Annotated in this window: 29 protein-coding genes; 16 read left to right on the top strand and 13 right to left on the bottom strand. The window is 63.8% G+C overall.

Annotation, left to right across the window (positions count from 1 at the left end; translation table 11 throughout):
• Positions 1-2: 2 nt before the first annotated feature.
• Genes V6B08_RS12790 through V6B08_RS12805 form a run of 4 tightly spaced genes read right to left on the bottom strand, consistent with a single transcriptional unit; the run spans position 3 to position 3262 of the window.
• The gene (locus tag V6B08_RS12790) at positions 3-362 is read right to left on the bottom strand and encodes a MaoC/PaaZ C-terminal domain-containing protein (RefSeq protein ID WP_341981317.1); all 360 of its coding nucleotides are present in this window, start codon (positions 360-362) and stop codon (positions 3-5) included.
• Positions 359-1843 carry an acyl-CoA synthetase gene (locus tag V6B08_RS12795; protein WP_341981319.1) on the bottom strand — a complete coding sequence of 495 codons (1485 nt, stop codon included), beginning with the start codon at positions 1841-1843 and terminating at the stop codon, positions 359-361. Before V6B08_RS12795 ends, V6B08_RS12790 begins: the two co-directional genes overlap by 4 nt.
• Before the next feature lie 13 nt (positions 1844-1856).
• Positions 1857-2645: an enoyl-CoA hydratase/isomerase family protein gene (locus V6B08_RS12800; protein WP_341981321.1), complete on the bottom strand. Its 789-nt coding sequence runs from the start codon at positions 2643-2645 to the stop codon at positions 1857-1859.
• Positions 2642-3262 (bottom strand): TetR/AcrR family transcriptional regulator, encoded by a 621-nt coding sequence (locus V6B08_RS12805; RefSeq protein ID WP_341981323.1) that lies wholly within the window; start codon positions 3260-3262, stop codon positions 2642-2644. Before V6B08_RS12805 ends, V6B08_RS12800 begins: the two co-directional genes overlap by 4 nt.
• A gap of 259 nt (positions 3263-3521) precedes the next feature.
• On the opposite strand from V6B08_RS12805, the gene V6B08_RS12810 reads away from it, so the two are divergent.
• The 7 genes from V6B08_RS12810 to V6B08_RS12840 are packed head-to-tail and all read left to right on the top strand — an operon-like array spanning position 3522 to position 9776.
• Entirely contained in the window at positions 3522-4718 is a 1197-nt protein-coding gene (locus V6B08_RS12810) for a substrate-binding domain-containing protein (RefSeq protein ID WP_341981324.1), read from the top strand.
• A gap of 53 nt (positions 4719-4771) precedes the next feature.
• Positions 4772-5551 carry an ABC transporter ATP-binding protein gene (locus tag V6B08_RS12815; protein WP_341981326.1) on the top strand — a complete coding sequence of 260 codons (780 nt, stop codon included), beginning with the start codon at positions 4772-4774 and terminating at the stop codon, positions 5549-5551.
• Complete coding sequence (locus V6B08_RS12820; RefSeq protein ID WP_341981328.1) at positions 5544-6269, top strand: ABC transporter ATP-binding protein; 726 nt, start codon at positions 5544-5546, stop codon at positions 6267-6269. Before V6B08_RS12815 ends, V6B08_RS12820 begins: the two co-directional genes overlap by 8 nt.
• Positions 6266-7270 (top strand): branched-chain amino acid ABC transporter permease, encoded by a 1005-nt coding sequence (locus V6B08_RS12825; RefSeq protein ID WP_341981330.1) that lies wholly within the window; start codon positions 6266-6268, stop codon positions 7268-7270. Before V6B08_RS12820 ends, V6B08_RS12825 begins: the two co-directional genes overlap by 4 nt.
• A gap of 15 nt (positions 7271-7285) precedes the next feature.
• Positions 7286-8353 (top strand): branched-chain amino acid ABC transporter permease, encoded by a 1068-nt coding sequence (locus tag V6B08_RS12830; RefSeq protein ID WP_341981332.1) that lies wholly within the window; start codon positions 7286-7288, stop codon positions 8351-8353.
• Positions 8350-9189 (top strand): alpha/beta fold hydrolase, encoded by an 840-nt coding sequence (locus tag V6B08_RS12835; protein WP_341981334.1) that lies wholly within the window; start codon positions 8350-8352, stop codon positions 9187-9189. The genes V6B08_RS12830 and V6B08_RS12835 overlap by 4 nt, the downstream gene beginning before the upstream one ends.
• 53 nt (positions 9190-9242) lie before the next feature.
• Entirely contained in the window at positions 9243-9776 is a 534-nt protein-coding gene (locus V6B08_RS12840) for a Fur family transcriptional regulator (RefSeq protein WP_341981337.1), read from the top strand.
• A 6-nt stretch (positions 9777-9782) separates the two neighbouring features.
• On the opposite strand, the gene V6B08_RS12845 is transcribed toward V6B08_RS12840, so the two are convergent.
• From V6B08_RS12845 to metC, 3 genes are read right to left on the bottom strand one after another with little or no spacing between them, the layout of a single operon-like run.
• Positions 9783-10535: an enoyl-CoA hydratase gene (locus tag V6B08_RS12845; RefSeq protein ID WP_341981339.1), complete on the bottom strand. Its 753-nt coding sequence runs from the start codon at positions 10533-10535 to the stop codon at positions 9783-9785.
• 11 nt (positions 10536-10546) lie between these two features.
• Entirely contained in the window at positions 10547-11404 is an 858-nt protein-coding gene (locus V6B08_RS12850; RefSeq protein WP_341981341.1) for a glycosyltransferase family 2 protein, read from the bottom strand.
• Between the two features lie 8 nt (positions 11405-11412).
• Positions 11413-12591 (bottom strand): cystathionine beta-lyase, encoded by a 1179-nt coding sequence (gene metC, locus V6B08_RS12855; protein WP_341981343.1) that lies wholly within the window; start codon positions 12589-12591, stop codon positions 11413-11415.
• Between the two features lie 102 nt (positions 12592-12693).
• Here metC and V6B08_RS12860 point away from each other — a divergent pair, with 102 nt between their 5' ends.
• The 9 genes from V6B08_RS12860 (at position 12694) to V6B08_RS12900 (ending at position 21514) form a co-directional block, all read left to right on the top strand.
• Positions 12694-14085: a M20 family metallopeptidase gene (locus V6B08_RS12860; protein WP_341981345.1), complete on the top strand. Its 1392-nt coding sequence runs from the start codon at positions 12694-12696 to the stop codon at positions 14083-14085.
• 12 nt (positions 14086-14097) lie between these two features.
• On the top strand, positions 14098-14541 hold the full coding sequence (locus V6B08_RS12865; RefSeq protein ID WP_341981347.1) for a YqaA family protein: 444 nt from the start codon (positions 14098-14100) through the stop codon (positions 14539-14541).
• A 75-nt stretch (positions 14542-14616) separates the two neighbouring features.
• Entirely contained in the window at positions 14617-15654 is a 1038-nt protein-coding gene (locus tag V6B08_RS12870; protein WP_341981350.1) for an amino acid ABC transporter substrate-binding protein, read from the top strand.
• Between the two features lie 302 nt (positions 15655-15956).
• The gene (locus tag V6B08_RS12875) at positions 15957-16979 is read left to right on the top strand and encodes an amino acid ABC transporter substrate-binding protein (protein WP_341981352.1); all 1023 of its coding nucleotides are present in this window, start codon (positions 15957-15959) and stop codon (positions 16977-16979) included.
• A 134-nt stretch (positions 16980-17113) separates the two neighbouring features.
• Positions 17114-18304 carry an amino acid ABC transporter permease gene (locus V6B08_RS12880; RefSeq protein WP_341981354.1) on the top strand — a complete coding sequence of 397 codons (1191 nt, stop codon included), beginning with the start codon at positions 17114-17116 and terminating at the stop codon, positions 18302-18304.
• A gap of 1 nt (position 18305) precedes the next feature.
• Positions 18306-19394 (top strand): amino acid ABC transporter permease, encoded by a 1089-nt coding sequence (locus V6B08_RS12885; protein WP_341981356.1) that lies wholly within the window; start codon positions 18306-18308, stop codon positions 19392-19394.
• 14 nt (positions 19395-19408) lie between these two features.
• Positions 19409-20158, top strand: a complete 750-nt coding sequence (locus tag V6B08_RS12890) for an amino acid ABC transporter ATP-binding protein (protein ID WP_341981358.1) — start codon at positions 19409-19411, stop codon at positions 20156-20158.
• A 112-nt stretch (positions 20159-20270) separates the two neighbouring features.
• On the top strand, positions 20271-20945 hold the full coding sequence (locus V6B08_RS12895; RefSeq protein WP_341981360.1) for a DUF1345 domain-containing protein: 675 nt from the start codon (positions 20271-20273) through the stop codon (positions 20943-20945).
• Positions 20946-20977: 32 nt separating this feature from the next.
• Positions 20978-21514: a hypothetical protein gene (locus tag V6B08_RS12900; protein ID WP_341981362.1), complete on the top strand. Its 537-nt coding sequence runs from the start codon at positions 20978-20980 to the stop codon at positions 21512-21514.
• A gap of 341 nt (positions 21515-21855) precedes the next feature.
• Here the strand turns inward: V6B08_RS12900 and V6B08_RS12905 are convergent, their stop codons facing one another.
• From V6B08_RS12905 to V6B08_RS12930, 6 genes are read right to left on the bottom strand one after another with little or no spacing between them, the layout of a single operon-like run.
• Positions 21856-22449 (bottom strand): GNAT family N-acetyltransferase, encoded by a 594-nt coding sequence (locus tag V6B08_RS12905; RefSeq protein WP_341981364.1) that lies wholly within the window; start codon positions 22447-22449, stop codon positions 21856-21858.
• 22 nt (positions 22450-22471) lie between these two features.
• A complete protein-coding gene (gene sseA, locus V6B08_RS12910; RefSeq protein ID WP_341981365.1) occupies positions 22472-23329 on the bottom strand; it encodes a 3-mercaptopyruvate sulfurtransferase in 858 nt (285 codons plus the stop codon).
• An 18-nt stretch (positions 23330-23347) separates the two neighbouring features.
• The gene (locus tag V6B08_RS12915; protein WP_341981367.1) at positions 23348-24073 is read right to left on the bottom strand and encodes an alanyl-tRNA editing protein; all 726 of its coding nucleotides are present in this window, start codon (positions 24071-24073) and stop codon (positions 23348-23350) included.
• A 36-nt stretch (positions 24074-24109) separates the two neighbouring features.
• On the bottom strand, positions 24110-25111 hold the full coding sequence (locus V6B08_RS12920; protein ID WP_341981369.1) for a cysteine synthase A: 1002 nt from the start codon (positions 25109-25111) through the stop codon (positions 24110-24112).
• Between the two features lie 42 nt (positions 25112-25153).
• Positions 25154-25801, bottom strand: a complete 648-nt coding sequence (locus tag V6B08_RS12925) for an NUDIX domain-containing protein (protein WP_341981371.1) — start codon at positions 25799-25801, stop codon at positions 25154-25156.
• Entirely contained in the window at positions 25762-26226 is a 465-nt protein-coding gene (locus V6B08_RS12930) for a gamma-glutamylcyclotransferase family protein (protein WP_341981373.1), read from the bottom strand. The genes V6B08_RS12925 and V6B08_RS12930 overlap by 40 nt, the downstream gene beginning before the upstream one ends.
• Between the last annotated feature and the right edge of the window lie 27 nt (positions 26227-26253).

Here is a 26253-nt window from a genome sequence, read left to right on the forward strand (position 1 = left end):
GGTCAAGCCTCCACGATGGCGGTATCACCGCGGCAGACCTCAGTGCCATCGGCAACACGGCGCACGCTGATGCCATATCGGCCGGGGCCATTAGGCAGCAGTGCGAAGCTCAAGGCTTCATCGGCATAAGCCGGTGCTGGAAACATCAGGTTCTGATGCGCCTGTCGGGCGCCTGGATGGCGCGCCTGGATCATGCCCCACAGCACGGTATAGAGCAGCATGCCGTGGCTGACGGTGCGGCCGAAGCGGGTGCGGGCGGAGAAGGCGGGATCGACATGGATCGGGTTATTGTCACCGCTCACCGCAGCGAAGCGGTCGAAATCGGCCTGGGTCAGGGTGCGTTCGATACGGATTTCGGTCATGCCAGTTGGTCCCGCAGGATATGCTTGCGGATCTTGCCCGCCGCGGTGCGCGGGAATTCCGTCACGATCTCGATACGCTTGGGCACCTTGTAGGCGGCGAGGTTGGCGCGGCAGAAGGCGCGGATCGCTTCCGCATCCAGCCTGGCATCGGGCTGCGGCAGAATCACCGCGCAGCCGGCTTCGCCCCATTTCTCATCCGCGATGCCGAGCACGGCGCATTCCAGTACGCCAGGGAAACGGTAGAGTACGGTTTCCACTTCCGCCGGATAGACATTCTCGCCGCCGGAGATATACATGTCCTTGATGCGGTCGACGATGAAGTAATAGCCATCCTGGTCGCGGCGGCCGACATCGCCGGATTTCAGCCAGCCATCGGCGGTCAGCGCGCCGCGCGTCGCCGCCTCGTTGTTGAAATAGCCCGGCGTGATATTCGGCCCGCGCATCCAGATTTCGCCGGGTTCACCTTCGGCCACATCGCGGCCCTGCTCATCCACCAGGCGAACTTCGGTGAGAATCTGAGGCTTGCCGACCGAGCCGATGCGGGCGCGGGCTTCGGCGCGGTCCATAAGGAAAACCGTCGGCCCGGTCTCGGTCATGCCGAAGCCGTTGCACACTGTCACGTCGCGGCTGGCGAACAGGCGGATCAGTGGCTCAGGGAGAGGCGCCCCGCCGCAGCCCCAGGCGCGCACGCGGCTGAAATCAGTGTTGGCAAAAGCCGGATGCAGGCTGATCGCCTGATAGATCGCCGGCACGCCGAAGAACAGCGTGCAGGCGCCTGCGGCAATCAGGCGCATGGCGGCGTCGATATCGAACTTGCGCAACACAGTCACGCGGCCACCGGTAATCAGCATCGGCAGGGTGTAGAGATTGATGCCGGCGGTGTGGAACAGCGGCAAAAAATTGATCGTGCTGTCCTGGCCGGTGAGGTCGATGGCCTGGCCGACATTGACGTAATTGGCATAGGCCATGCCGACCGTCTGGATCACGGCCTTGGGCTTGCCGGTGGTGCCGGAGGTGTAGAGCAGATACCAGACCTGGGAAGCCGCCCAGCGGGTGGCGAATTGCCCGGGCTGAGTGCGCGCCAACAGGGCCTCGTAATCGGTCTCGGAAAGCGTGGCTTCCACGCCGAGTTCAACAGCCAGGGCTGCGTGTTCGGCATCGTGCAGCAGCAGGCTGGCGCCGCAATCCTGCAGGATCGGGCGCAGTTCCGGTGCCGGCTGGCGCCAGTTCAGCGGCACCAGGATCACATTCGCCTTGGCGCAGCCGAGCAGCACTTCAAAGAACATCACGCTGTTGAGGCACAGGATGGCGATGCGGTCGCCGGCCTTGATACCGAGGCCGGGCAGGGCGGCGGCGAAGCGCGCGGCGCGGTCATTCAGCTCGGCATAGCTGGTTTGCCGGCCCGTGGCATCGTCGGTGAAGGCGATGCGGCCCGGCGTCAGTTCGGCGCGCTTGAGGGCCAGGTCCGGCACGAAATCCATCACGTTCCTCCCGTCACGCCGACTTGGCCAGGAAGCGGGCCATGCCGGCCTCGGTTTCCGGGCTGTCGATCTGTTCGATGAAGCTCTGGCGCTCGGCCTCCAGCGCGGCGGCTATCGCTGAGCGGCGTTCCGGCTTGAGCAATTGCCGCTTGGTGCAGGTCAGCGCCATCGGCACCTTGCCAAGCAGAGTCGCCTGCCATTGCCCGATCACCGCGTCGAGATCCTCGGTCACGGCCTGAGCGAGGCCGAGGCGCAGCATTTCCTCGGCAGTGACGCGGCGGTTGAGCAACTGGATTTCGCGCGCCGCCGCTTCGCCGATGCGGTCCGGCAGCATCGCGCACCAGCCGCCATCGGGGCTGAAGCCGACATCGGTGTAATAGGGCTGCACGAAGCAGCGCGGCGTAATGGCCACCAGGTCGCAGGCCAACACCAGTCCCAGGGCGCCGCCAGTCACCGGCCCCTGCACGCGGCCCAGCAAAGGGCAGGGCAGGTCGAGCAGGGCGAGGATGGCGTGGTTGAGATCGCCGACCAGTCCTGCGGCATAGGCGCGGCGCTCATCGCGTGGCACGGCGTGGAAGCCGGCGACATCGCCGCCGGTGGAAAAGCTGCGGCCTTCGGCGGCCAGCACCAGCAAGGCAGGCGGCATGCGATGCAGGGTTTCCAGTGCCGCCAGCAGATCGTGCAGCAAGGCTGGCACCAGGCTGTTATGCCGCTCGGGCCGCGCCAGGGTGAGGCGGGCAACGGCCTCGGTCCGGTCCAGCCAGACAACGGCCTCGGTCCGGTCCAGCCGGACCAGGGTCATTTGAACATGCCCTGGCTGAGAGCATCCATCGCGGTATCGACCACCGCATCCAGCGGCGCCTTCGGTTCCCACAGGCCATAGCGCTGGCCCAGGAACACGGCAATGCCCATCAGCATCCAAGCGCGCACCTCGATATGGCCTGCCTGCTTGCCGGGCCGCATCTCGCCGCGCTGTTCGGCGTTGGCCAGGGCCGCGCCATAGCCGCGGGCGAATTCGGTGTAATAGCTGCGATAGATGGCGGCATCGACGAATTGCGATTCCTCTACCACGCGGTAGAGATCCGGGTCCTTGCGCACGAACTGGATAAAGGCGCGCAGGCCAAGCTTTTCCGCTTCCTGGCGGTTCTTGGCGCCGGCGGTGGCTTCGGTGAGATGCTGGCGCAACTGGCGGCCCATATGCAGCACCAGTTCCCGCATCACATCTTCCTTGCTGCGGAAGTAGATGTAGAAGGTGCCCTGGCCGACGCCGGCCTCGGCCGTGATGGTGCTGACCGACGCCTCGCCAAAGCCCTTGCGGCCGATGTCGCGCTTGGCAGCATCGAGAATCTTCCGCCGTGTGCTCTCGCCGCGCCCGGTTTTTGGCGCCGGCAGAGCCTTTTTCCCCCCAGGCTTGGTCATTTTTGCCGTCATGTGAAACATGAATCGTTTGTCAGGTAAGAAGTCGCGCCTGGGCGCCGGCTTGTCAAGCGGCGGATTGCAAATTTGCCGTATTGACCGCCCGGGGGCCTGAGCAGTACAAATACACGAAACATGAATCAACTGTCATGTTCGGGAGGGAGCAGGCCACGCCGCAGGCGGGCAGGGAACCCTTATCCAGCAGGCACCGTGTTTTCGCGTGACAGCGTGTCCCGCGTTCAAACCAAGGGAGAGGAAACCCATGCAACGCATGTTGAAGGCCGCCGGTCTGGCGGTGGCGCTGGCCGGACTCACTGCTGCGCCGGCCCTGGCGCAGGATATCAAGATCGCGCTGATCACCAGCAAGACCGGTCCGCTGGAAGCTTACGCGAAGCAGACCGAGACCGGTTTCATGATGGGCCTGGAGTATATCACCAAGGGCACCATGACGCTGAACGGCAAGAAAATCCGCGTCATCACCAAGGATGACCAGCTCAAGCCCGACCTCGCCAAGTCGCTGCTGGAACAGGCCTATGCCGACGACAAGGTCGACATCGCCGTTGGCACCACCGGCTCGGGCGGTGCGCTGGCCATGCTGCCGATCGCCGCTGAATACAAGAAGGTGCTGATCGTGGAGCCGGCGGTGGCCGACGCCATCACCGGCGCCAACTGGAACCGTTACATCTTCCGCACCGCCCGCAACTCGATGCAGGACGCCTATGCCGCCGCTGCCTCGCTGCCGTCGTCGGGCGAGGTGAATGTCGCCATGCTGGCGCAGGATTACGCTTTCGGCCGCGATGGCGTGAAGGCGGTGAAGGATGCCGTGGCGCAGATTCGCCCGAACGTGAAAATCGTGTTCGAGGAATACGCACCGCAGCAGACCACCGATTTCACCGCTTCTGCGCAGCGCCTGTTCGATGCGCTGAAGGACAAGCCGGGCAAGAAGATCATCTCGATCATCTGGGCCGGCCCGCATCCGCTGCCGAAGATCGCCGACCTCAAGCCGGAGCGTTTCGGCATCGAGATGGCGCCGGGCGGCAACATCTTGCCGGTGATGAAGCTGTACAAGCCCTATCCGGGCATGGAAGGCGCCGTCTATTACTACTACGACTTCCCGAAGAACCCGATGAACGACTGGCTGGTGGCCGAGCATACCAAGCGTTTCAACAGCCCGCCTGACTTCTTCACCGCTGGCGGCATGGCTGCCGCGTCGGCGACCCTGACCGCGCTGCAGAAGGCCGGCGGTTCCAACACCGAGAAGCTGATCGCCGCCATGGAAGGCATGGCCTTCGATACGCCGAAGGGCACCATGATCTTCCGCAAGGACGATCATCAGGCGATGCAGCCGATGTACCACTTCCGCGTCAAGAAGGACGGCAAGAACGACAACGACCTGCTCGAGCTGGTGCAGACCATCACCGAGAGCCAGATGCCGCTGCCGATCCGCAACAAGCGCTGATTATCAACCGGAGCGGCGCAGCAGCGCTGCTCCGGTCCTTTTCCGGATTTGCAATGACGCCTTCGCTTGAAACCCGCGACCTGACGATCCGCTTCGGCGGCCATGTGGCGGTGAACGCGGTAAGCTGTGCCTTTCATCCAGGCACGCTCACCGCCATCGTCGGCCCCAACGGTGCCGGCAAGACCACCTATTTCAACCTGATTTCCGGCCAGCTCAAGGCCACCGCCGGTCAGGTGCTGCTGGGCGGCCAGGATATCACCGGCCTGCCGGCCTCGGCGCGCACCAAGCGCGGTATCGGCCGCGCCTTCCAGCTTACCAACCTGTTTCCCAATCTTTCGGTGATGGAGAATGTCCGCCTCGGTGTGCAGAGCCAGGCCGGCGCCGGCATGCAGTTGCTGCAACTCTGGAGTCATCGCCGCGACCTGATCGAGAAGACCGATGCCATCCTTGCCAGCGTCAACATGCTGGACAAGCGCGACGCCATCGTCGGCGCGCTGCCGCATGGCGACCAGCGCAAGCTGGAAGTGGCGTTGCTTTCGGCGCTGGAGCCGGAGGTTTTCATGTTCGACGAGCCGACCGCCGGCATGAGCGTAGATGAAGTGCCCACCGTGCTGGACCTGATCCGCGCCGTGAAGGCGCGCGGCAACAAGACGATCCTTCTGGTCGAGCACAAGATGGATGTGGTGCGCAGCCTGGCCGACCGCATCATCGTGCTGCATAACGGCCAGCTTGTCGCCGATGGCGAGCCGGCCGAGGTGATCGCCTCGCCGGTGGTGCAGGAAGCCTATCTCGGCATCAGCCCCGATGCGGCGACGGAGCAGTCCAATGGCTGAAGCCTTGCTCGAACTCAAGGGCGTGCACACCCATATCGCCCAGTATCACATCCTGCATGGCGTCGATTTCGCCGTGCCCAAGGGCCAGCTCACCATGCTGTTGGGCCGCAACGGCGCCGGCAAGACCACCACCTTGCGCACCATCATGGGCCTGTGGAAGGCCAGCCAGGGCAGCGTCACTTTCGCTGGCCGCGATATCACCGCCATAGCGACGCCCGATATCGCCCGCGCCGGCATCGCCTACACGCCGGAGAATATGGGCATCTTCGCCGATCTGACGGTGCGCGAGAATCTGCTGCTGGCAGCGCGCGATGGCGACCTGGATCCGCAGCGCCTGAAATGGATTTTCGGCCTGTTCCCGGCGCTGGAGAAATTCTGGTCGCTGGCGGCGGGTTCGCTTTCGGGGGGGCAGAAGCAGATGCTGTCCATCGCCCGGGCCATTGTCGAGCCGCGCCAGCTCTTGCTGATCGACGAGCCGACCAAGGGTCTGGCGCCGGCCATCATCATGAACATGATCAGCGCCTTCCGCGAATTGAAGGGCACCGGCGCCACCATCCTGCTGGTGGAGCAGAATTTCATGGCCGCCAAGATGCTCGGCGATTCCGTCGCGGTGATGGACGATGGCCGCATCGTGCATCAGGGCGAGATGGCCGAACTGGCCGAGGACAAGGACCTGCAGCAGCGCCTGCTCGGCCTCAGCATGGACGCGCATCAATGACCGCCGCTACCGCCTCTCTGCCCAAGGCCAAGACCGATTGGCTGCCGCTGCTGCTGGTGCCGGCTCTGGCGCTGGCTGCCTTGCCGCTGGTCGGCAATCCGTCCACCTGGGTCACGCTCACCGTGGCGGCGCTCGCCATGGGCATGATGATCTATCTGATGGCATCGGGCCTGACGCTGGTTTTCGGCCTGATGGATGTGCTGAATTTCGGCCATGGCGTGTTCATCTCCTTCGGTGCCTATGTCGCGCTCATCGTGCTGGTGCCGCTGCAGGCCTGGGCGATTGCCGACAATGTCTGGCTCAATGTCGCGGTGCTGCTGCTCTGCATCCTGGTTTCGATGGCGGTGACCGGTGCGCTTGGCTATTTCTTTGAGCGAGTCATCATCCGCCCGGTCTATGGCCAGCATCTCAAGCAGATCCTGATAACCATGGGCGGCATGATCGTCGCCGAGCAGATGATCCACGTCATCTGGGGCGCCAGCCCGATCCCGATCAAGCTGCCGGAAAGTTTCCGCGGTGCCTTTGTCATCGGTGATGCGGCGATGGAGAAATACCGCGTCATCGCCGTGATCCTCGGCCTGGCGGTATTCGTCGCCATGCATATTGGCCTGAACCGCACCAAGATCGGCCTGCTGATCCGCGCCGGTGTCGAGAATCCGGAAATGGTCGAGGCGCTGGGCTACCGCATCCGCCGGCTGTTCGTTGGCGTGTTCATCGCCGGTTCGGCGCTGGCGGGCTTGGGCGGCGTGCTCTGGGCCTTCTATCGCCAGACGCTGACCGCCGGCATGGGCATGGAAGTGAACGTGCTGATCTTCATCGTCATCATCATCGGCGGGCTTGGCTCGGTCGGCGGCTGCTTCGTCGGTTCGCTGCTGGTCGCCTTGGTGGCGAACTATACCGGCTTCCTGGCGCCGAAGCTGGCGCTGGGCAGCAGCATCCTGCTGATGGTGCTGATCCTGCTGTGGCGGCCGCAGGGCCTGTTCCCGGTAGCGAAGCGGTAAGGAGAGGGACAGACCATGCTGCATAGCCTGCTCTCCGGCGATTTCCCGCGCTCCAAGCCGCTCAGCGCCGTGCTGCTGCTGATCCTGCTCGGGCTTGCCACCACGCCTTTCGTGTTCGATGGCAGCCAGCCGCTGAACACGGCGGCGAAAATCTGCATCTTCATCATCCTGGTGGCGAGCTACGACCTGCTGCTCGGCTATACCGGCATCGTCTCCTTCGCCCATACCATGTTCTTCGGCATCGGCGGCTACGGCGTTGCCATCGCGCTCTATGGCTCCGAGCCGAGCTGGAGCCTGGTCGGCGTTGGTGTTGTCTCGGCACTGATCATCGCCATCCTGCTCGCGTTACTGATCGGCCTGTTCAGCCTGCGGGTACGTGCCATCTTCTTCGCCATGATCACGCTGGCGGTGGCTTCCGCCTTTGCCATCCTGGCCTCGCAATTGTCGGATTTCACCGGCGGCGAGGATGGCCGCTCCTTCTCGGTGCCGAGCCTGCTGCGCCGCTCCTTCCGGCCCCTCGAGGAGGACTTCCTCGGTGTCACCATCAACGGCAAGATCATCGCCTATTACCTGCTGTTCCTGGTGGCGGTGGTGCTGTTCCTGCTGGCCTTGCGCGTGGTCAACTCGCCCTTCGGCCGAGTGCTGCAGGCTATCCGCGAGAATGAATTCCGTGCCGAGGCTTTGGGCTATCGCGTCGTGGTCTACCGCTCTATCGCCAATTGTCTCTCGGCCGGCATGGCGACGCTGGCCGGCGTGCTGATCGCGCTGTGGAATGGCTATACCAACCCCGACACCACGCTCAGCTTCACCATCATGGTGGATATCCTGCTGATCGTGGTGATTGGCGGCATGGGCACGCTCTATGGCGCGGTGATCGGCGCCACGCTGTTCATTCTGGCGCAGAATTATCTGCAGGTGCTGATGGGGCAGGTGAGCGAGGCGGCGGCCGAGGCCGGTATCCCGCTGCTGCCGCAGCTTTTCCATGCCGACCGCTGGCTGCTCTGGCTCGGTATCCTGTTCGTGCTCAGCGTCTACTATTTCCCCACCGGCATCGTCGGCAAATTGCGGAGTATCAAGCCGTGACCAGCGCCACGTCGCATTACATCACGCTCAAGGGCCGCGAACTGCATTACCAGGCCTGGGGCACCAAGGGCGCCCCAGTGGTGATCCTGTGGCATGGTTTTGCACGCAATGGCTGGGATTTCGCGCCGCTGGGTGAGGCCCTGGCGCCGCATTACTATGCCGTGGCACCGGATACGCTCGGCCGTGGCCTGTCGCAATGGAGCCCGGCGCCGGAGCAGGAATACACCGTGGCGTTCTACGCCCAGCAGGCGCAGGAACTGGCGGATCATCTTGGCGCCGAGACTTTGCGCTGGGTCGGCACCTCGATGGGCGGCCTGATCGGCATGATGGCGGCGGCTTACACGCTCAAGGGCCGCGTCACCAAGCTGGTGCTCAACGATGTCGGCCCCGAGATCGCGCCGGAAGCAGTGCAGCGGATCCTGAGCTATGCCGGCAACCCGCCAAGCTTTGCTTCCGTTTCGGAATTGGAAGGCTATTTTCGCACCATCTATGCGCCCTTCGGCATCGCCTCCGATGCCGGCTGGCGCCGCCTGGTGGAAACCTCTTACCGCCGCCTGCCGGATGGCCGCGTCACGCCGCATTACGATCCGCAGATTGCCGGCGTGCTGGCCAAGCAGGGGACAGGCGGCGGCGATGCCTGGCCGCTCTATGACCTGATCGAGACGCCGACCCTGCTGCTGCGCGGCGCCGTCTCCGACCTGCTGCTGCCGCGCGTTGCCCAGGCGATGACCGAGCGTGGCCCCCGGGCCCGGCTGGTGGAAATCCCCGGCATCGGCCATGCCCCGGCGCTGGACACCCCGGAACAGATTGCCCTGATCGCCCAATTCCTGCGCTGACGTAACCTGCCGGGCACCCTATATTAGAGAGGAATCGTCCCGGGAGTTCCGTCATGGCTGCGCGCGAGGCCGCCGAGCATCATAACCACGACCACAGCCACCATGCTCATGGGGGGCATGCCCATCAGCATGGTCATGACCATGCCGTCTGCATCGCCGATGCGCTGGAGAAGGCCGAGGCGCATTGCGCCGCCACGGGCGCAAAGCTGACGCCGATCCGCCGCCGGGTACTGGAGCTGATCTGGAACAGCCACAAGCCGGCCGGCGCCTATGACCTGCTCGGCGAGTTGAGCCGCGACGGCCAGAAGGTGGCGCCGCCCACTGTTTACCGCGCTCTGGATTTCCTGGTCGAAAGCGGCCTGGTACACCGCGTTGAAAGCCTCAACGCCTTCATCGGCTGCACCGAGCCGGGGCATGAACGGCAGCAGGAAATCTTCCTCTGCCGGGAATGCGGCACGGCATTCGAGATCAGCGATCCCGAACTCGGCAAGCGCATCCAGCACAATGCCGCCTCGCTTGGCTTCAAGGTCGAGCGCCAGACCATCGAAGTGGTCGGCCTGTGCCGCGATTGCCGTGGTAAAGCCTGAAGCAGCCTAGAATTTCGGTGCGCGTTTCTCGAAGAAGGCGGTCATCGCCTCGCGTGCTTCAGCCGATTTGAGCTGCTGCTCGAACAGCACGGTTTCGGCAGCGATCTGGCCCGGCACATCGCCAGTATGATGCTTCATCAGCCGCTTGGTGGATTTCAGTGCGGTCGGCGCCTTGCGCGCCAGTTTGGCGGCCTGGGCCAGCGTGAAATCCAGCACCTCCTCCTCGGGCAGCACGGCATTCACCATGCCGATTTCCTTTGCCGCAGCGGCATCGAAGGCTTCGGCGAGCAAGAAAAGTTCGGCGGCCTTCTGGTGCCCGACCAGGCGCGGCAGCAGCATGGTGGAAGCCGCTTCCGGCACCAGGGCCAGGTTGGTGAAGGTGAAGTTGAAGCGTGCGCTCGGCGCGGCATAAACCAGATCGCAATGCAGCAGCATGGTGCTGCCGACACCCACCGCCGGGCCGCGCACCGCCGCCAGCAGCGGCTTCTCGGCTTCGCTGATGGCTTTCAGGAACCGCAGCGACGGGCGGTCATCGCCGCGCGGTGCATTGTTGAGAAAATCGTTGAGGTCGTTGCCCGAGGTGAAGCTGCCGCCGGCGCCGGTCAGCACCATGGCGCGCACTGCCGGGTCGGCATCGCCGGCACGCAGCGCGTCGGCGAGCGCATTGTACATCGCCAGGGTCAGTGCATTCTTCTTGTCCGGCCGGTTCAGGGTGATGACCTGCACGCCATCGCGGATTTCGCTCAGGATATCGCTCATGTTTCCTCTCCTCAGATTTTTGTTGGCGGCCGCTGGCCGCAGAGAAACAGCCGGAAACCCCTGGCCCGGGCGCCGTCGCGCAATGCCTTGTCGTGCCTGCCGGTGAGGCCATAAAGCAGGGCTTTGATTGCGTGTTTCAGCAACATCGGCAGGCCATGCCGCCAGGCAGCAGCCGCGCCATTGAATTTGCGCTCGATATAGAGCCGCGACCAGGCGAAATGCCACTGTTTGAAACGCAGCACGGCATCACTGGGCCCAGACGAGCCGCCACCGATATGGCGGGCGCGTGCCGCATTCACCCGCACCAAGGCATGGCCGGCCTGGCGCAGCCTGAGGCTCAGGTCGTCATCCTCGAAATACATGAAGATATTGGGATCGAAGCCGCCGATGGCCTCGAAGGTGGCCTTGCGCAGCAGTAGCACCGCGCCGGAGAGGAAATTGGCGCAGAGATCGCCCTCCGGCTCGGGCTCGCCCTGGCGCTTGGGCATGGCGCGTTTCTCGAACAGGCCGGCATCGTGGCTCGGTTCGGCATGGCCATCGGCATTGAGGATGGCGGGCATCAGCAATGCCGCTTCCGGGTAGGTCCTAGCGGCAGCCAGCAGCGTATCGAGGGCGCCGGGTTCCAGCACCGCATCCGGATTCACCAGCAGCACCAGGTCATGCTTCGCCGCCGCGATGCCGGTATTGCAGCCGCGCCCGAAGCCGAGATTCTCCGCGTTGCGGATATATCGGATGCCGGGCCGCTGGCGCAGTGCCTCGTCGGCGGCATTGTCCACCACCACGATGTCGTCGATGCCGCCCAAGCTTTGCAGGCAGGCGTCGATAACACTGCCGCTGTTATACGCGACGATGACGGCCGAGCAGGCCATGAGCTGGTTCAGCCCGCCTTGTGCAGCCGCTCGAAGCCGGCCTTGAGGTCGTCGCGCAGATCGTCCACCGCCTCGAGTCCGATATGCAGGCGCAGCAGCGGCCCCTTGTCGACCCAGGGGTTGGCGGTACGCAGCCGGTGCGGCATCGCCACGGTGACAAGGCTTTCAAAGCCGCCCCAGGAATAGCCGATGCCGAACAGTTCCAGGTGATCGACGAAGGCCGCCACCTGGGCTTCGTTGAAGTTTTTCTTAAGCTCGAAAGCGAACAGGCCACAGGCACCGAGGAAGTCGCGCCGCCACAGCGTATGGCCCGGATCCTGGGGCAGGGCGGGGTGGTACACGGCTTCCACTTCATTCAGGCCGCGCAGCCAATGGGCGATCTCGATGCCGCTGCGCATATGGCGCTCAAGCCGCACCGCCATGGTGCGCAGGCCGCGCAGGCCGAGATAGACCTCGTCAGGTCCCGCCGCCGTGCCGGTGGCGCGGGTGGTTTCGCGCAAGGCCGGCCAGGCCTCCTTGGTGGCGATGACGATGCCGAGCTGGGCATCGGAATGGCCGACGATGTATTTCGTCGCCGAATGGATCGAGAGATCGACGCCATGCTGGAAGCTCTTGAAGTAGAGCGGCGTGCCCCAGGTGTTATCCAGCAGCAGCTTGGCGCCGCGCTTGTGCGCGATCTCGGCGATGGCCGGGATATCCTGCACCTCGAAAGTCAGCGAGCCCGGGCTTTCGGTGAAGATCGCCGTGGTGTTGGAGCGGAAAAGGTCCGCCACGCCGGTGCCGATGGTCGGGTCGTAATAGGTGGTCTCGACGCCGTAGCGTTTCAGCACGGTGTCGCAGAAATGCCGGGTCGGGCCGTAGGCGGTATCCACCATCAGCAGATGGTCGCCGGCTTTCAGTACCGCCAGCAGCGCGCCGGCGCAGGCGGCGGCACCGGACGGGAAGCCCATGGCGCGGTAGCCGCCTTCCAGCTCGGCGATAGTATTCTCGAAGGCATAGGTCAGCGGCGTGCCGATGCGGCCATAGCTCACCACCTGTTCGTCGCGCTCGCGAGCCGCCTGCACCTGCTTCAGGGTCTTGAGGTCGGGCTGCAGGATGGTTGAAGCGCGGTAGACCGGGATATTCACCACACCATGGTGGCCTTCGGGATCGCGGCCCAGGGTGGCGAGCTTGGTTTCGTCTTGCATGGCTTACTCCGTGTGAGGTCCGACTATCGCAAAGCCGGCTGGCGCTTTCCAGCCCGAGGCCGGGGTTGTATGTAGAGATATGATCTCCTGGGAGAGGCCGATATGACCCGCGAAGCCGCCATCCGCGCCGCCACCGCCTATCTGGACGAAGGCGGTTTTACCGCCGACCTGAGCCGCCGCGTCGCCATCCCCACCGAAAGCCAGAACCCGGACCGCAAGGCGGTGCTGGGCGATTACCTGGAAAAGGAGATGCGCGGCAGCCTCGAGGCGCTGGGCTTCACCTGCCAGACCTTCCCCAATCCGGCGCCGAATGGCGGCCCCTTCCTGGTTGCCACGCGGCGCGAGCCGGGGGCGAAGCATACCCTGTTCTCCTATGGCCATGGTGACGTGATCCGGGGCCAGGACGCGCAATGGCGCAGTGGCCTGTCGCCGTGGAGCATCGTGCAGGAAGGCGAAAAGCTCTATGGCCGCGGCACCGCCGACAACAAAGGCCAGCATACCGTGAACATCGCCGCTCTGGCGGCGGTGCTCAAGGCGCGCGGCGGCAAACTGGGCTTCAACGTGGTGCTGCTGATCGAGACCGGCGAGGAAGTCGGCTCACCCGGCCTTGATGCCTTCTGCAAGTCGCAGCGCCAGACCTGGGGCGCCGATCTCTTCCTGGCTTCCGATGGCCCGCGCCTGTCGCCGGAGCGGCCGACACTCTATTGCGGCTCGCGCGGCGCGATGAATTTCGATCTCTCCATCGACCTGCGGCCCGGCGCGCATCACTCCGGCAACTGGGGCGGCCTGCTGGCCGATCCCGGCATCCTGATGGCCCATGCCATTGCCTCCATCGCCGGCCCGTCGGGCCAGATCCGCATTCCGGAATGGGTGCCGAAGGAACTGCCCGCCTCGGTGCGCGCGGCCCTGGCCGATTGCACCGTCGGCGGCGGCTCGGATGGCCCCAGCGTCGATGCCTGGTGGGGCGAGCCCGGATTGAGCCCCCCGGAGCGTGTTTATGGCTGGTGCAGCTTCGATGTGCTGGCATTCAAGACCGGCAACCCGGAAGCGCCGGTGAATGCCATTCCCGGCAAGGCGACGGCGCATTGCCAGATCCGTTTCGTGGTCGGCACCAACCCGGAGGATTTCCTGCCGGCGTTGCGCCGTCATCTCGACCGCCAGGGTCTTGGCATGGTGCAGGTGGAACTGGCGCGCACCGAGTATTTCCGCGCCACGCGCCTGGACCCGGAGCATCCTTACGTGAAATGGGCTTTGGCCTCGGTGGCAAAGACGACTGGCGTGAAGCCGGCTTTGCTGCCCAATCTCGGCGGCTCGCTGCCTAACGACGTGTTCTCGGAAACCCTGGCCCTGCCGACCGTGTGGGTGCCGCATTCTTACGCCGCCTGTTCGCAGCATGCGCCGAACGAGCATGTGCTGCTGCCGGTGATGCGCGAGGGTCTGGCGATGATGGCCGGCCTGTTCTGGGATCTGGGCGAGGCCTCGCCGCTGAATTAAGCGGCGCCGGCGGTGAACGACACGCTCCTTTCGCTCGCCGGGCTGTTCGCCTGGTCGTTTCTGGCTGCGAGCATCGTGCCGGTGCCGTCCGAACCGGCATTGGTGGCGGCGCAGCAGGCCGGCTGGGCGCCGCTCTGGCTGCTGATTGCCGTTGCGGCAACCGGCAACACGCTCGGTGCCTGCCTCAATTGGTGGCTCGGGCTCTATGTCGAACATTTCCGCGAGCGGCGCTGGTTTCCAGTCAAGCCGGCCCAGCTTGACCGCGCCTCGGTCCGTTTCCAGCGCTATGGCGGCTGGTGCCTGCTGCTCTCCTGGATGCCGGTTATCGGCGATCCGCTCACCTTCGCCGCTGGCCTGCTGCGCTATCCCTTCTGGCGCTTCCTGCCCATCGTCGCCCTGGCCAAGACTGCGCGCTATGCGGTGGTGCTGGGGTTGGCCGGCGCTCTTCTGCAATAGTGGGCGCTCTTGCAATAAGCCGCTGTGTCGCCCAGAGTGCTGTCACAAAATTGTAACAAACGGGGGCAACACATCATGACGATCCTCAAGACGCTCGCCATCAAGACGTTGGCGGTTGCTGCTGGCCTGCTGCTGACTGCCGGTACTGCCCAGGCGGGTGCCACTTTCGATGCCGTGAAGGCGCGGGGCATCGTGCAATGCGGCGTCAACACCTCGCTGGGCGGGTTCAGCGCGCCGGACAGCCGGGGCGAGTGGAAGGGCCTCGATGTCGATGTCTGCCGCGCCGTGGCCGCCGCGATGTTCGGCGATGCCACCAAGGTGCGGTATGTGGCGCTGACCTCGCCGGCTCGTCTGCCCGCCTTGCAGACCGGCGAGATCGACATGCTGTCACGCAACACCACCCTGACCCTGCAGCGCGACGCTGCCATCGGCCTCAATCCCACGGGCGTCACCTTCTATGACGGCCAGGGCTTCATGGTGCCGACCAAGCTGGGCGTGAAAAGCGCCAAGGAGCTTTCCGGCGCCAGCGTCTGCGTACAGTCCGGCTCCACCACCGAGTTGAACCTCGCCGACTATTTCCGCACCCACAAGCTGGAACTGCGGCCGGTGGTGTTCGAGAAGCTGGAGGAACTGGTGGCGGCGTTCTTTGCCGGCCGCTGCGATGTTTATACGTCGGATATGTCGCAACTCGCCTCGGCGCGTTCGCTGCAGACCCCGAAGCCGGAAGATTATGTGCTGCTGCCGGAGGTTATCTCCAAGGAGCCGCTCGGGCCGTTTGTCCGCCATGGCGACGACCAGTGGATGGATGTGGTGCGCTGGGCGCTCTTTGCCATGATCGAGGCTGAGGAATACGGCATCACCTCGGCGAACGTTGATCAGATGGTGGCTTCCTCCACCGATCCGAACGTGAAGCGAATCCTGGGTGTCACCCCGGGCATGGGCAAGGCGCTCGGCGTTGATGAGAAGTGGGCCTACAACATCATCAAGCAGGTCGGCAATTACGGCGAAAGCTTCGAGCGCAATGTCGGCAAGGGCAGCGCCCTGAAGTTGGATCGGGGCGCCAACGCGCTGTGGACCAAGGGCGGCCTGATGTATGCTTGGCCGATCCGCTAAGGCCTTAGACTAAAGTCTTGCTGCTGCATTCGCGGGCAATCGCGCTGATTCTGTGCACGCGGTGGACCGGTTTCGTGTCCGCCGCCCATTGTGCAGCGCAAAATCAGCGAATTTTGCGGTTGGTACAAAAACTGCTAATCAAACCGGCACTTGGTTCTATGCCCATGGTGATTGCACGTTATGGTGACCGTGGAATAGGCTGGGTTGCTGGTGATGGCGCAAAAGTGTAATTTCGCGCCAGGGTTTGTGGGAACCAAACCCATAACCGGCAAATGTTTAGTCAACAGGGAAGGGGAAAACCCATGCACTTTCTGAAATCGGCCGCTACGGCTGCCGTCCTCGTCGTGGCTGCTTCGGCTGCTCATGCCGGCGCGACGCTGGATGCGGTCAAGGCCCGCGGCAAGGTCATCTGCGGCGTCTCCACTGGTGTGTCGGGCTTCAGCGCCCCGGACAGCCAGGGCAAGTGGTCGGGCATCGACGTCGACGTCTGCCGCTCGATTGCCGCCGCGCTGTTCGGCGATGCTTCGAAGTTCGAGGCCGTGGGCCTCACCCCGGTGCAGCGTTTCACCGCGCTTCAGTCCGGTGAAATCGACGTGCTGACGCGCAACACCACGCTGTCGCTGCAGCGTGACACCGCGCTGGGCCTCAATGCCGTGGCCGTGAACTTCTACGACGGCCAGGGCTTCATGGTGCCGACCAAGCTGGGCGTGAAGAGCGCCAAGGAGCTGAACGGCGCCACTGTTTGCGTGCAGCCGGGCACCACCACCGAACTGAATCTCGCCGACTACTTCCGCGCCAACAAGATGACCTTCAAGCCGGTGGTCATCGAGAAGCAGGATGAAGTCGTGGGCGCCTATGTGTCGGGTCGTTGCGACGTGCTGACCACCGACCGCTCGCAGCTCGCCTCGGTGCGCGCCACCCAGACGCCGAAGCCGGATGAGCATGTGCTGCTGCCGGAAGTGATCTCGAAGGAGCCGCTCGGCCCGATGGTTCGCCATGGCGATGACCAGTGGATGGACCTGGTGCGCTGGTCGCTCTTCGCCATGATCGAGGGCGAGGAATACGGCATCACCTCGGCCAACGTCGACCAGATGGCGTCCTCCTCCACCGATCCGAACGTGAAGCGCATCCTGGGTACCACCCCGGGCATGGGCAAGGCGCTCGGCGTCGATGAGAAGTGGGCCTACAACATCATCAAGCAGGTCGGCAATTACGGCGAAAGCTTCGAGCGCAATGTCGGCAAGGGCAGCGCCCTGAAGCTTGATCGCGGTCCGAACGAACAGTGGAGCAAGGGTGGCCTGCTCTATGCGTGGCCGATCCGTTGATCTGATGCTTTGAACGTGACGGCCTGGGGGCAGGGACTCCCCCAGGCCGTTTGCGTCAAGGCTGCTTGCGTATCGCGTAAACCCCGCCGGATGTCGCCGGCAGGGTAGTTCAACACTCAAGCCATGGGGGGCACATGGCTCATTCGGGGACAGCAGGTTCGGCGCCGCCAAAGCGCAGCCTGAGTTGGAACGATCCGACGGTTCGCGCCGTCGTGTACCAGGTTTTGGCCTTGGGGCTGGTCGCCCTGGGCATCTGGTATCTGGTCAGCAACACGTTGCATAACCTGGAAACGCGCAAGATCGCGTCCGGTTTCGATTTCCTCGGCCGCGAAGCCGGCTTCGCCATCGGCGAAAGCCCGATCTACTTCGGCCCGGAAAACACCTATGCCCGCGCCATTCTGGTCGGCATCCTGAATACGCTGCGCGTCGCCGTGGTCGGCATCATCCTGGCCACATTGCTCGGTACCATCATGGGTATCGCCCGGCTCTCGAAAAACTGGTTGGTGGCGAAGGTCGCCTCGGTTTATGTCGAGGTGGTGCGCAATGTGCCGCTGCTGCTGCAGCTTTTCTTCTGGTATGCGCTGATCACCGAAATCGCACCCGGCCCACGCCAGGCGCTAAACCCGATCACCGGCGTGTTCATTTCCAATCGCGGCATCAAGGTGCCGGCGCCGACTGATCATTTCGCCTTCGATCTCGCCGGTATCGGTTTCCTGCTCGCTATCGTCGTCGGCGTCTTCGTCGCCCGTTGGGCGCGCAAGCGCCAGGAGGCGACGGGACAGGCTTTCCCGCTGATCCGCACCAACATCGCGTTGCTGATCGGCCTGCCGGTTGTCGGCTGGCTGATCGGCGGTGCGCCGATGGAACTCGATGTGCCGAAGCTGGCCGGCTTCAACTTCTCCGGCGGTGCCACGCTGACTCCCGAATACGCCGCCTTGCTGCTCGGCCTGGTGATCTATACCGGCGGCTTCATCGCCGAAGTGGTCCGCTCCGGCATCCAGGCGGTCTATTACGGCCAGTGGGAAGCGGCTTCGGCGCTCGGCCTCAAGCGCAGCATGGTACTGCGCCTTGTGGTGCTGCCGCAGGCCCTCCGCGTCATCATTCCACCGATGACCAGCCAGTATCTCAACATCACCAAGAACTCGTCGCTTGCCATCGCCATCGGCTATCCCGATATCGTGTCGATCGCCAATACCACGCTGAACCAGACTGGCCAGGCGATCGAGGGCATCCTGATCATCATGGCGGTGTATCTCTCCGTCAGCTTGTCGATCTCGCTGTTCATGAACTGGTACAACAAGCAAATCGCCTTGGTGGAGCGCTGACATGGCCGCCGCTACCGAAACCATGAGCCCGCCGGTCAACCAGACCGGCATCATCGGTTGGGCGCGGGAGAAGCTGTTCTCCTCGCCGCTCAACATCATCCTCACCCTGCTCGTCGTTTTCCTGATTCTCGCCACGGTGCCGGGTTTCATCGAATGGGCCTTCATCAAGGCCAAGTGGACGGCGCCGACTGCCGATGCCTGCCGTGGTTCGGGCGGCGCCTGCTGGGCCTTTATTGTCGAGAAGCACCGGCTGATCCTGTTCGGCCTGTATCCGTATGACGAACAGTGGCGGCCGCTGCTGGCGGCGGTGATCAACATCGCATTGATCGTTGCAAGCTGCATGCGCCGCTTCTGGAACATGAAGCTGCTCTATATCTGGGTGGGCGGCCTTACCAGCATTGCGGTGCTGATGTGGGGCGGTGTGCTGGGCCTCAGCTATGTGCAGAACACCAACTGGGGCGGCCTGCCGCTGACCCTGATCCTCGCCACCTTCGGCATCGGCTTCGCTTTCCCCTTCGGCCTGGTGCTGGCCCTGGGGCGGCGTTCCAAGATGCCGGCGATCAAGACGCTCTGCGTCATCTACATCGAGTTGATCCGTGGCGTGCCGCTGATCTCGCTGCTGTTCATGTCCTCGATCATGCTGCCGCTGTTTCTGCCGGAAGGTCTCAGCATCGACAAGCTGCTGCGCGCCCAGCTCGCCATCATCCTGTTCTCGGCGGCTTATATCGCCGAGGTGGTGCGCGGTGGCCTGCAGGCGATCCCGAAGGGCCAGTATGAGGCGGCGGACGCCCTCGGCCTCAGCTATTGGCAGAAGATGGGCCGCATCATCCTGCCGCAGGCGCTGAAGATCGTGATCCCGCCCATGGTCAGCCTGTTCATCGCGGTGTTCAAGGACACCTCGCTGGTGGTGATCATCGGCATCTTCGATCTGATGAACGCCACTAAGGCCGCTCTCACCGATACTGCCTGGAAGGGCTTCTCGGTGGAATCCTACATCTTCGTCTCGATCATCTATTTCGCCTTCTGCTACTCGATGTCGAAATACAGCCAGGCGCTCGAGGCCCGGCTCGCCACCGGGCATAAGCGCTGAGGAGTCCTGAAGCCATGACCAATCCGTCTGCTCCCACCATTGAACTGCGCAACGTCAACAAGTGGTACGGTCAGTTCCACGTATTGCGGAATATCAACCTCAATGTCCGCAGGGGCGAGCGTATCGTGATCTGCGGCCCGTCGGGTTCCGGCAAGTCGACCATGATCCGCTGCATCAATCGGCTTGAGGAGCATCAGCAGGGCCAGATCGTCGTTGATGGCACCGAGTTGACCAATGATCTCAAGAATATCGAAGTGATCCGCAAGGACGTCGGTATGGTGTTCCAGCATTTCAACCTGTTCCCGCATCTCACTGTGCTCGAGAACCTGACGCTGGCGCCGATCTGGGTGCTGAAGAAGCCGAAGGCCGAGGCCGAGGCGACGGCGATGAAGTATCTTGAGCGCGTGCGCATTCCGGAACAGGCTAAGAAGTTCCCGGGCCAGCTATCCGGCGGCCAGCAGCAGCGCGTCGCCATTGCCCGCTCGCTGTGCATGAACCCGAAGATCATGCTGTTCGATGAGCCGACCTCGGCGCTCGATCCGGAAATGGTCAAGGAAGTGCTGGACGTGATGATCGGCCTGGCGGAAGAGGGCGGCATGACCATGCTCTGCGTCACCCATGAAATGGGTTTCGCCAAGGCTGTGGCGCACCGCGTGATCTTCATGGATCGCGGCGAGATCGTGGAGCAGAACACGCCCGACGAGTTCTTCTCCAACCCGCAGAACGAGCGCACCAAGACCTTCCTGGGCCAGATACTGCACTAAACTTCCCGGTCCGCCGTAACAGGAAAGCGGGGCCCAGTGCCCCGCTTTTTATTGCCCCTGCGCTCAAGGCCGGCATCTTGCCATCAGCCGGGCAGCGGAGGATCATCTGGCCATGGCTCTCATTAGCCTTCTGCATACCCTGCCGGCAACACCGCGCCTGCTGCTGGCTGCCGCGCTGGGCCTGGCGACCTACCTGCTGCCGCTGGTCGGCCTCGAGACAGGGCTGCGCCTGATCTCGGCTTGGATCGTCCTTTCCGTCGCCTATCTGCTGCTGTGCTGGATCGCCATGTGGGACATCACCCCGGCGGCTTTGCGCAAGCGTGCCAAGGCGCTGGATGGCCGCGGCCTGCTGGTGATGCTGCTGATTGTGGCGGCGGCCATCGCCAGCATGGCGGTACTCGGCTTCCTGGTGTTGCAGAAGGAACAGCAACAGGGTGCCGCGCTGGCATTGCGGCTTGGCCTGGGCGGTGTCGGCATGGTTTCGGCCTGGCTGCTGATCCACGTGGTGTTCGCCATGCACTATGCCCACCTGTTCTATGGCGACGACAAGGCCACCCAGAATCCCGATGATATGAAGGGCGGCCTGGACTTCCCCGGGGCGGAGAAGCCCGATTATGGCGACTTCCTCTATTTCAGCTTTGTCATCGGCATGACCTGCCAAGTCTCGGACGTCCAGGTGACTGGCCGGCATATGCGTCGCCTGACCCTGCTGCACGGCGTGCTCTCCTTCTTCTTCAACACCGCGATCCTGGCGCTCAGCATCAACATGGTCGCCGGCGCCATCTGAGGGCTATACTGGACGGCAGGGAGGAACCTGCCATGCGCGCCATGCTGCCCAGTTCCATCATGCCCAGGCCCATCCTGCTCGGCCTGGTCTTGTCCATCCTGTGTTTAGCCGCTGTCCATGCTGCCAGGGCGGCCGATTGGCCGGCTGTTGACCCGCCCGCCAGCTACCGCCTGCTTGGGGCCGCTCAGCCGGGCCAAGGTGCAGGCCAGGGCGCCTGCACCACCACGCCGCTCTGCGCTATCGAAACCCTGCTGGCCTGTTTCTCGCGCCGCGATGAAGCCCTTTGCCGCGCCGTCTGGCCCGGCGCCCCGGCCGGTAGTTTGTTCGGGGCAGAGCAGCGCCGCCAGGCCTACTGGTGGAGCTGGCGGGTGGCGGAGGTTGCCCCGCTCAAGTCCGGGGAAGCCGAGATTGCCATAGCCGGTCGTCATTGCGGCTTGCTGAGCCAGGCCGAGCCGGTTTGCCGCACCACGCCGGCACCGGCCACGCGCTACCGCGTTGTCCGCCGCAGTGACGGCCAGGGCTGGCAGGTTATGGATTGGCGATCACCCACGGAAGCGAAGTTGAACTGATCTTTAATTCAAGTGTTAGGAATTATGGTTAGTAATCTGTAAATACTAGATTATTAACCAATAGTTAAATTCGCGCTATATATTGGGCGTGGCGCGCGGAGGAGAGTGTTGCGGCACCTCGTGCATATTTATTTATTCTAATTAAATCATATTGTTATATTGTTAAAATAACCTGATGTATAAGGTTAATTCGAGGCGCTGGATTTGGTCGGATGAGGTGACACCGAATCCGTCCAGGGCCGATGCACAGCAGGCAGTGGCTTAAGCCTTCGCCACAAGCCACTGACGGTTATGGTTAATTATTGGTAAAGCTGAATTAACGCTTCAGGCGGCGGCTACTGTCAGTAGCGCGGGTCGAACACCGCTTCGCGGCTTTGGTAGGGCCGGAAGCCGACCTTCTGGTACAGCGGCAGGGCGGCGGGGTGGTCGAGGTTGCAGGTATTCACCGTCAGGCGCGGGATACCCTTGGAGAAGGCATACTGCACCGCCCAGCGCAGGAACCAGCGGCCGAGGCCGCGGCCGATGCTGTCGGGCACCAGGCCGAAATAGGCGATGTTAATGGCACCGTTCTCGTTGATCGGCGGGTCGCGGCGATCCAGCTCGACATAGCCGGCCGGCACACCGCCGACATAGGGCACGAAGATTTCCACATCCGGATGCTGGATAATCTCGGCCAGCTCGATATCCGACAGCCGGTGCCGCTCCACCCAATGCCAGGGCTTGCCCACTGCCGTGTAGAGGTAGCGGTAATAGCCCGGGGTCGGGTTATCCAGCTTCAACAGCGCCAGCTTGGTATCCAGCAGCGGCGCCGGGTTCGGCACCTCGGCAGGTGCCGAGGTCATGTCCAGGTAGACCACGGTAACGTCGAAACGACCGTCCGCCCGCTTGCCGGCAGGCGGAAGGCTGAAGATCGGGCGGGCGATGCTGTCGGTCACGGCAGGTCCTGCTTGGGCAGGCTCAGCGTTCCACCGGCAGGTCGGCGCGGCCACCCCATTCGGTCCAGGAGCCGTCATAGACCGCGAGCTGGCGATGGCCGAGCAAGTGCATGCCGAGCATCAGGATGCAGGCCGAAACGCCAGAGCCACAGGTGGTGCTGACCGGCTTGGAGAGGTCGACCCCGGCCTTGGTAAAGATGTCCTTCAGCGCGTCGGCCGACTGGAACAGGCCGGTGTTGGGATCGGTCATCAGGGAGGAGGGCACATTCAGCGAGCCGGGGATATGGCCGCCGCGCAGGCCGATACGCGGTTCCGGCTCCGTCGCCTCGAAGCGGCCCTTGCTGCGGGCATCGACAAGCTGCTCGCGCTGGGTCGTCAGGTTGCTTTTGATCTGCTCGATGTCGCGCACCAGCAGGTCATTGCGCCGGGCGGTGAAATGGCGCTCGCGCGGCAGCGGCGGCAGATCCTCCACCGGGCGGCCCTCGGCGCGCCACTTCTTGAAGCCGCCATTCAGCACCGCCACGTCGGTATGGCCGAAAACGCGGAACATCCACCAGGCACGCGGCGCCGAGAGGTGGTTGTCGGAGCCGTCATAGACCACCACGCGGTTGCCATCGCCGATGCCAAGCCGGCGCATGCGCGAGGCGAATTTCTCCGGGCTGGGCAGCATATGCGGCAGCGGACTGTCGCTGTCGGAAATTTCGTCGATATCGAAGAACACGGCGCCCGGAATATGCGAATCGCGGTATTCCATCTGGCCGTTGCGGCTCATGGTCGGCAGGTACCAGGAGGCATCGACGATGCGCAGATCCGGCGCCTTGAGATGTTCGGCCAGCCATTCGGTCGATACCAGCGCATCCGGATTCACGTAAGCAGTCATCGCTTTCCCCCTGTCGGCCTACTGGGCCGCGAATTCGAGATTGACCCGCCGGTTCTGCCGGCCCTTGTTTTCCACCTTGCGCACCAGCACCGGCCCGATCTCGCCGGTACGCGCCACATGGGTGCCGCCGCAGGCCTGCAGGTCCAGCGGCCTGTCCTGGCCGGCCACTTCGATCAGGCGCACCCGGCCCATGCCCATCGGCGGCTTCACCGCCATGGTTTTCACCAGATCGGGGCTGTTGAGCAATTCCTCGTCGGTGATCCAGCGCGCGGTAACGGCAAGATCGGCCGCGATCAGTTCGTTCAGCTTCGACGTCAGTGTGTCCTTGTCCGGGATCTGGTCGGCCATGTCGAAATCCAGCCGGCCTTTGCCGTCGCCGACCTGGCCGCCGGTGACCGGGAAGGGCACCAGCACGGACAGCAGATGCAGGCAGGTATGCATGCGCATCAGGCGGTGGCGCCGCGCCCAGTCGAGTTTCAGCACGCCCGTGGCGCCGATTTTAAGCGCCGCGCTGCCGCTACCCGGCTTGTGGATGATGCTGTCGGGTCCGTCGCCCTTCACCGTGTCGGTGATTTCCACCACGTCGCCGCTTTCCAGGGTGAACTGGCCGATATCGCCGGGCTGGCCGCCGCCGAGCGGATAGAACACCGTCGCATCGGTCTGGAAGCCGCGTTCGTCGATTGCCGTGATGGTGGCCGGGCAATCGGTGCGGTAGGCGTCGTCGCGGAACAGGAAGTCAGTCATGGGGCAGGGAATTGGGCTGGGGTTCGGTTGGGGTGTTCAGTTCATCCAGGGCGGTATTGGCAGGTTCTTGGATTTCAGGAAATCCGGGTTGAACAGCTTGCTGGCATAGCGGGCACCGCCATCGCAGAGAATGGTGACGATGGTGTGGCCCGGCCCCAGCTTCTTGGCCAGCCGGATCGCAGCGGCAACATTGATGCCGGAGGAGGAGCCGAGCACCAGGCCCTCATGTTGCAGCAGGTCGAACACGATTGGCAAAGCTTCATCGTCCGGGATCTGGAAAGCGTCGTCGGGCGTGATGCCTTCCAGGTTGGCGGTGATGCGGCCCTGGCCGATGCCTTCGGTAATCGAGTTGCCTTCGGCCTTCAGTTCGCCATGCTTGTAGAAATGATACAGCGCCGCGCCCATCGGATCGGCCAGGGCGACCTGGATTTTCGGATTGCGCTCCTTCAGTGCCATCAGGATGCCGGCGAAGGTGCCGCCGGAACCGACGGCGCAGGTGAAGCCATCCACCTTGCCCTCGGTCTGCGCCCAGATTTCCGGGCCCGTCGTGTGGTAATGCGCGGCGCGGTTGGCGACGTTGTCGAACTGGTTGGCCCAGATGGCCCCGTTCGGCTCGCTCTTGGCCATTTCCTCGGCCAGGCGGCCGGAATACTTCACGTAGTTGTTCGGATCCTTGTAGGGCACTGCCGGCACCAGGCGCAGGTCGGCGCCGCAGAGCCTCAGGAAATCCTTCTTTTCCTGGCTTTGGGTTTCCGGCATCACGATCACAGTGCGGTAGCCCAGGGCGTTGCCCACCAGGGCGAGGCCGATGCCGGTATTGCCGGCGGTGCCTTCCACGATGGTGCCGCCCGGGCGCAGCATGCCCTTGGCTTCGGCATCGCGCACGATGTAGAGCGCCGCCCGGTCTTTCACCGAGCCACCGGGGTTGAGGAACTCCGCCTTGCCAAGAATGGTGCAGCCGGTCAATTCCGACGCGCGCTGCAGCTTGATCATCGGGGTATTGCCGATGCTCTCGATAAAGCCGTTACGGTAATCCATGCCACCTGTCCCTTTCGCGAGGGATCAGTCTATACCCAGCCCCTAGCGGTGGGGCAAGCCGCCCGGATCGCCCCATTCCCGCTGTAGTTTCTCGCGGTGCAGCGCCAGCCATAGAATGCCGATGCTGACCGGGGTATTGGCCCCGCCGCCGCGCTGCCAGAACGCGTAGGCTTCCCTAAAAGGCAGGGAAAAAACCCGGATATCCTCGTGTTCATGCACCAGGCCGTGGATGCCGCCGGCCTTGCTGGCATCCACCGGGGCGCAATAGAGGTGAAAACGCTCGCTGGCGAAGCCCGGCGTGGAGTAGGGCGTGGTAACATGGAGTAGCGGGCCCAGCGGCTCCAGGCCGCTTTCCTCCTGCAATTCGCGGATACCGACGGCTTCCGGGGTTTCGCCGTCCTCGATCAGGCCGGCGACGAATTCCACCATCCAGGCGCGGTCGCCATTGAACAGGGCGGAAGCGCGGAATTGCTCAATCAGCACCACCTCGTCGCGCTTAGGATCGTAGGGGATCACCACCACGGCATCGCGCCGCCAGATCACCTCACGGGTCATCACGTCGCTCATGCCGCCGCCAAACAGGCCGTGGCGCAGGCGCAGTTCATCCACCTTGAGGTGACCGCGAAAGGCGGCGCGCTGTTCGATCAGCTCTACGGGGAAGGGTTGGCCTTCGGAGGGGTTCTTGCGCATGCAGAATCGGCCTCGGTCTGTTGCAGGAGGAGCTTGAGGAAAGCCGCCTTGTGGCGCCGCCGCCATTGCGGCAGTTCCCAGTCGGCATTGCCAGCGCCGAGGCGCCCAGGAAAGGGCAGGTATAGCCGGGCCGGCCGGGGCGCAGCAGCGCCTTGCGGCCGCACCAGGCGGCGGCGGCTGAGGTATTCCGGGCCTTCATAGGCATCGAGGCGGCGGCCATCTTCCGGGCTGCGGGCACGGAACAGCCAGCCCGCTACCTGGCCATTGGGCGCCGGCCGCAATACCGGATAAGTGCGCCCCTGGGCGGTCTTGCGCCGGAAACCGGGCAGAACCGCTGGCTTAAGCTGGTGCCGGGCGGGCCGGTAGCCCAGCACCAGGGCCAGCACATCCGGATCGCACAGCGTGCCGTAGAAGAAGAAAAACATCACCACCTGCCATAATCGTTGCCAGCC

The sequence above is a fragment of the Ferrovibrio sp. MS7 genome, assembly GCF_038404985.1.
Taxonomy (GTDB): Bacteria; Pseudomonadota; Alphaproteobacteria; order Ferrovibrionales; family Ferrovibrionaceae; genus Ferrovibrio; species Ferrovibrio plantarum.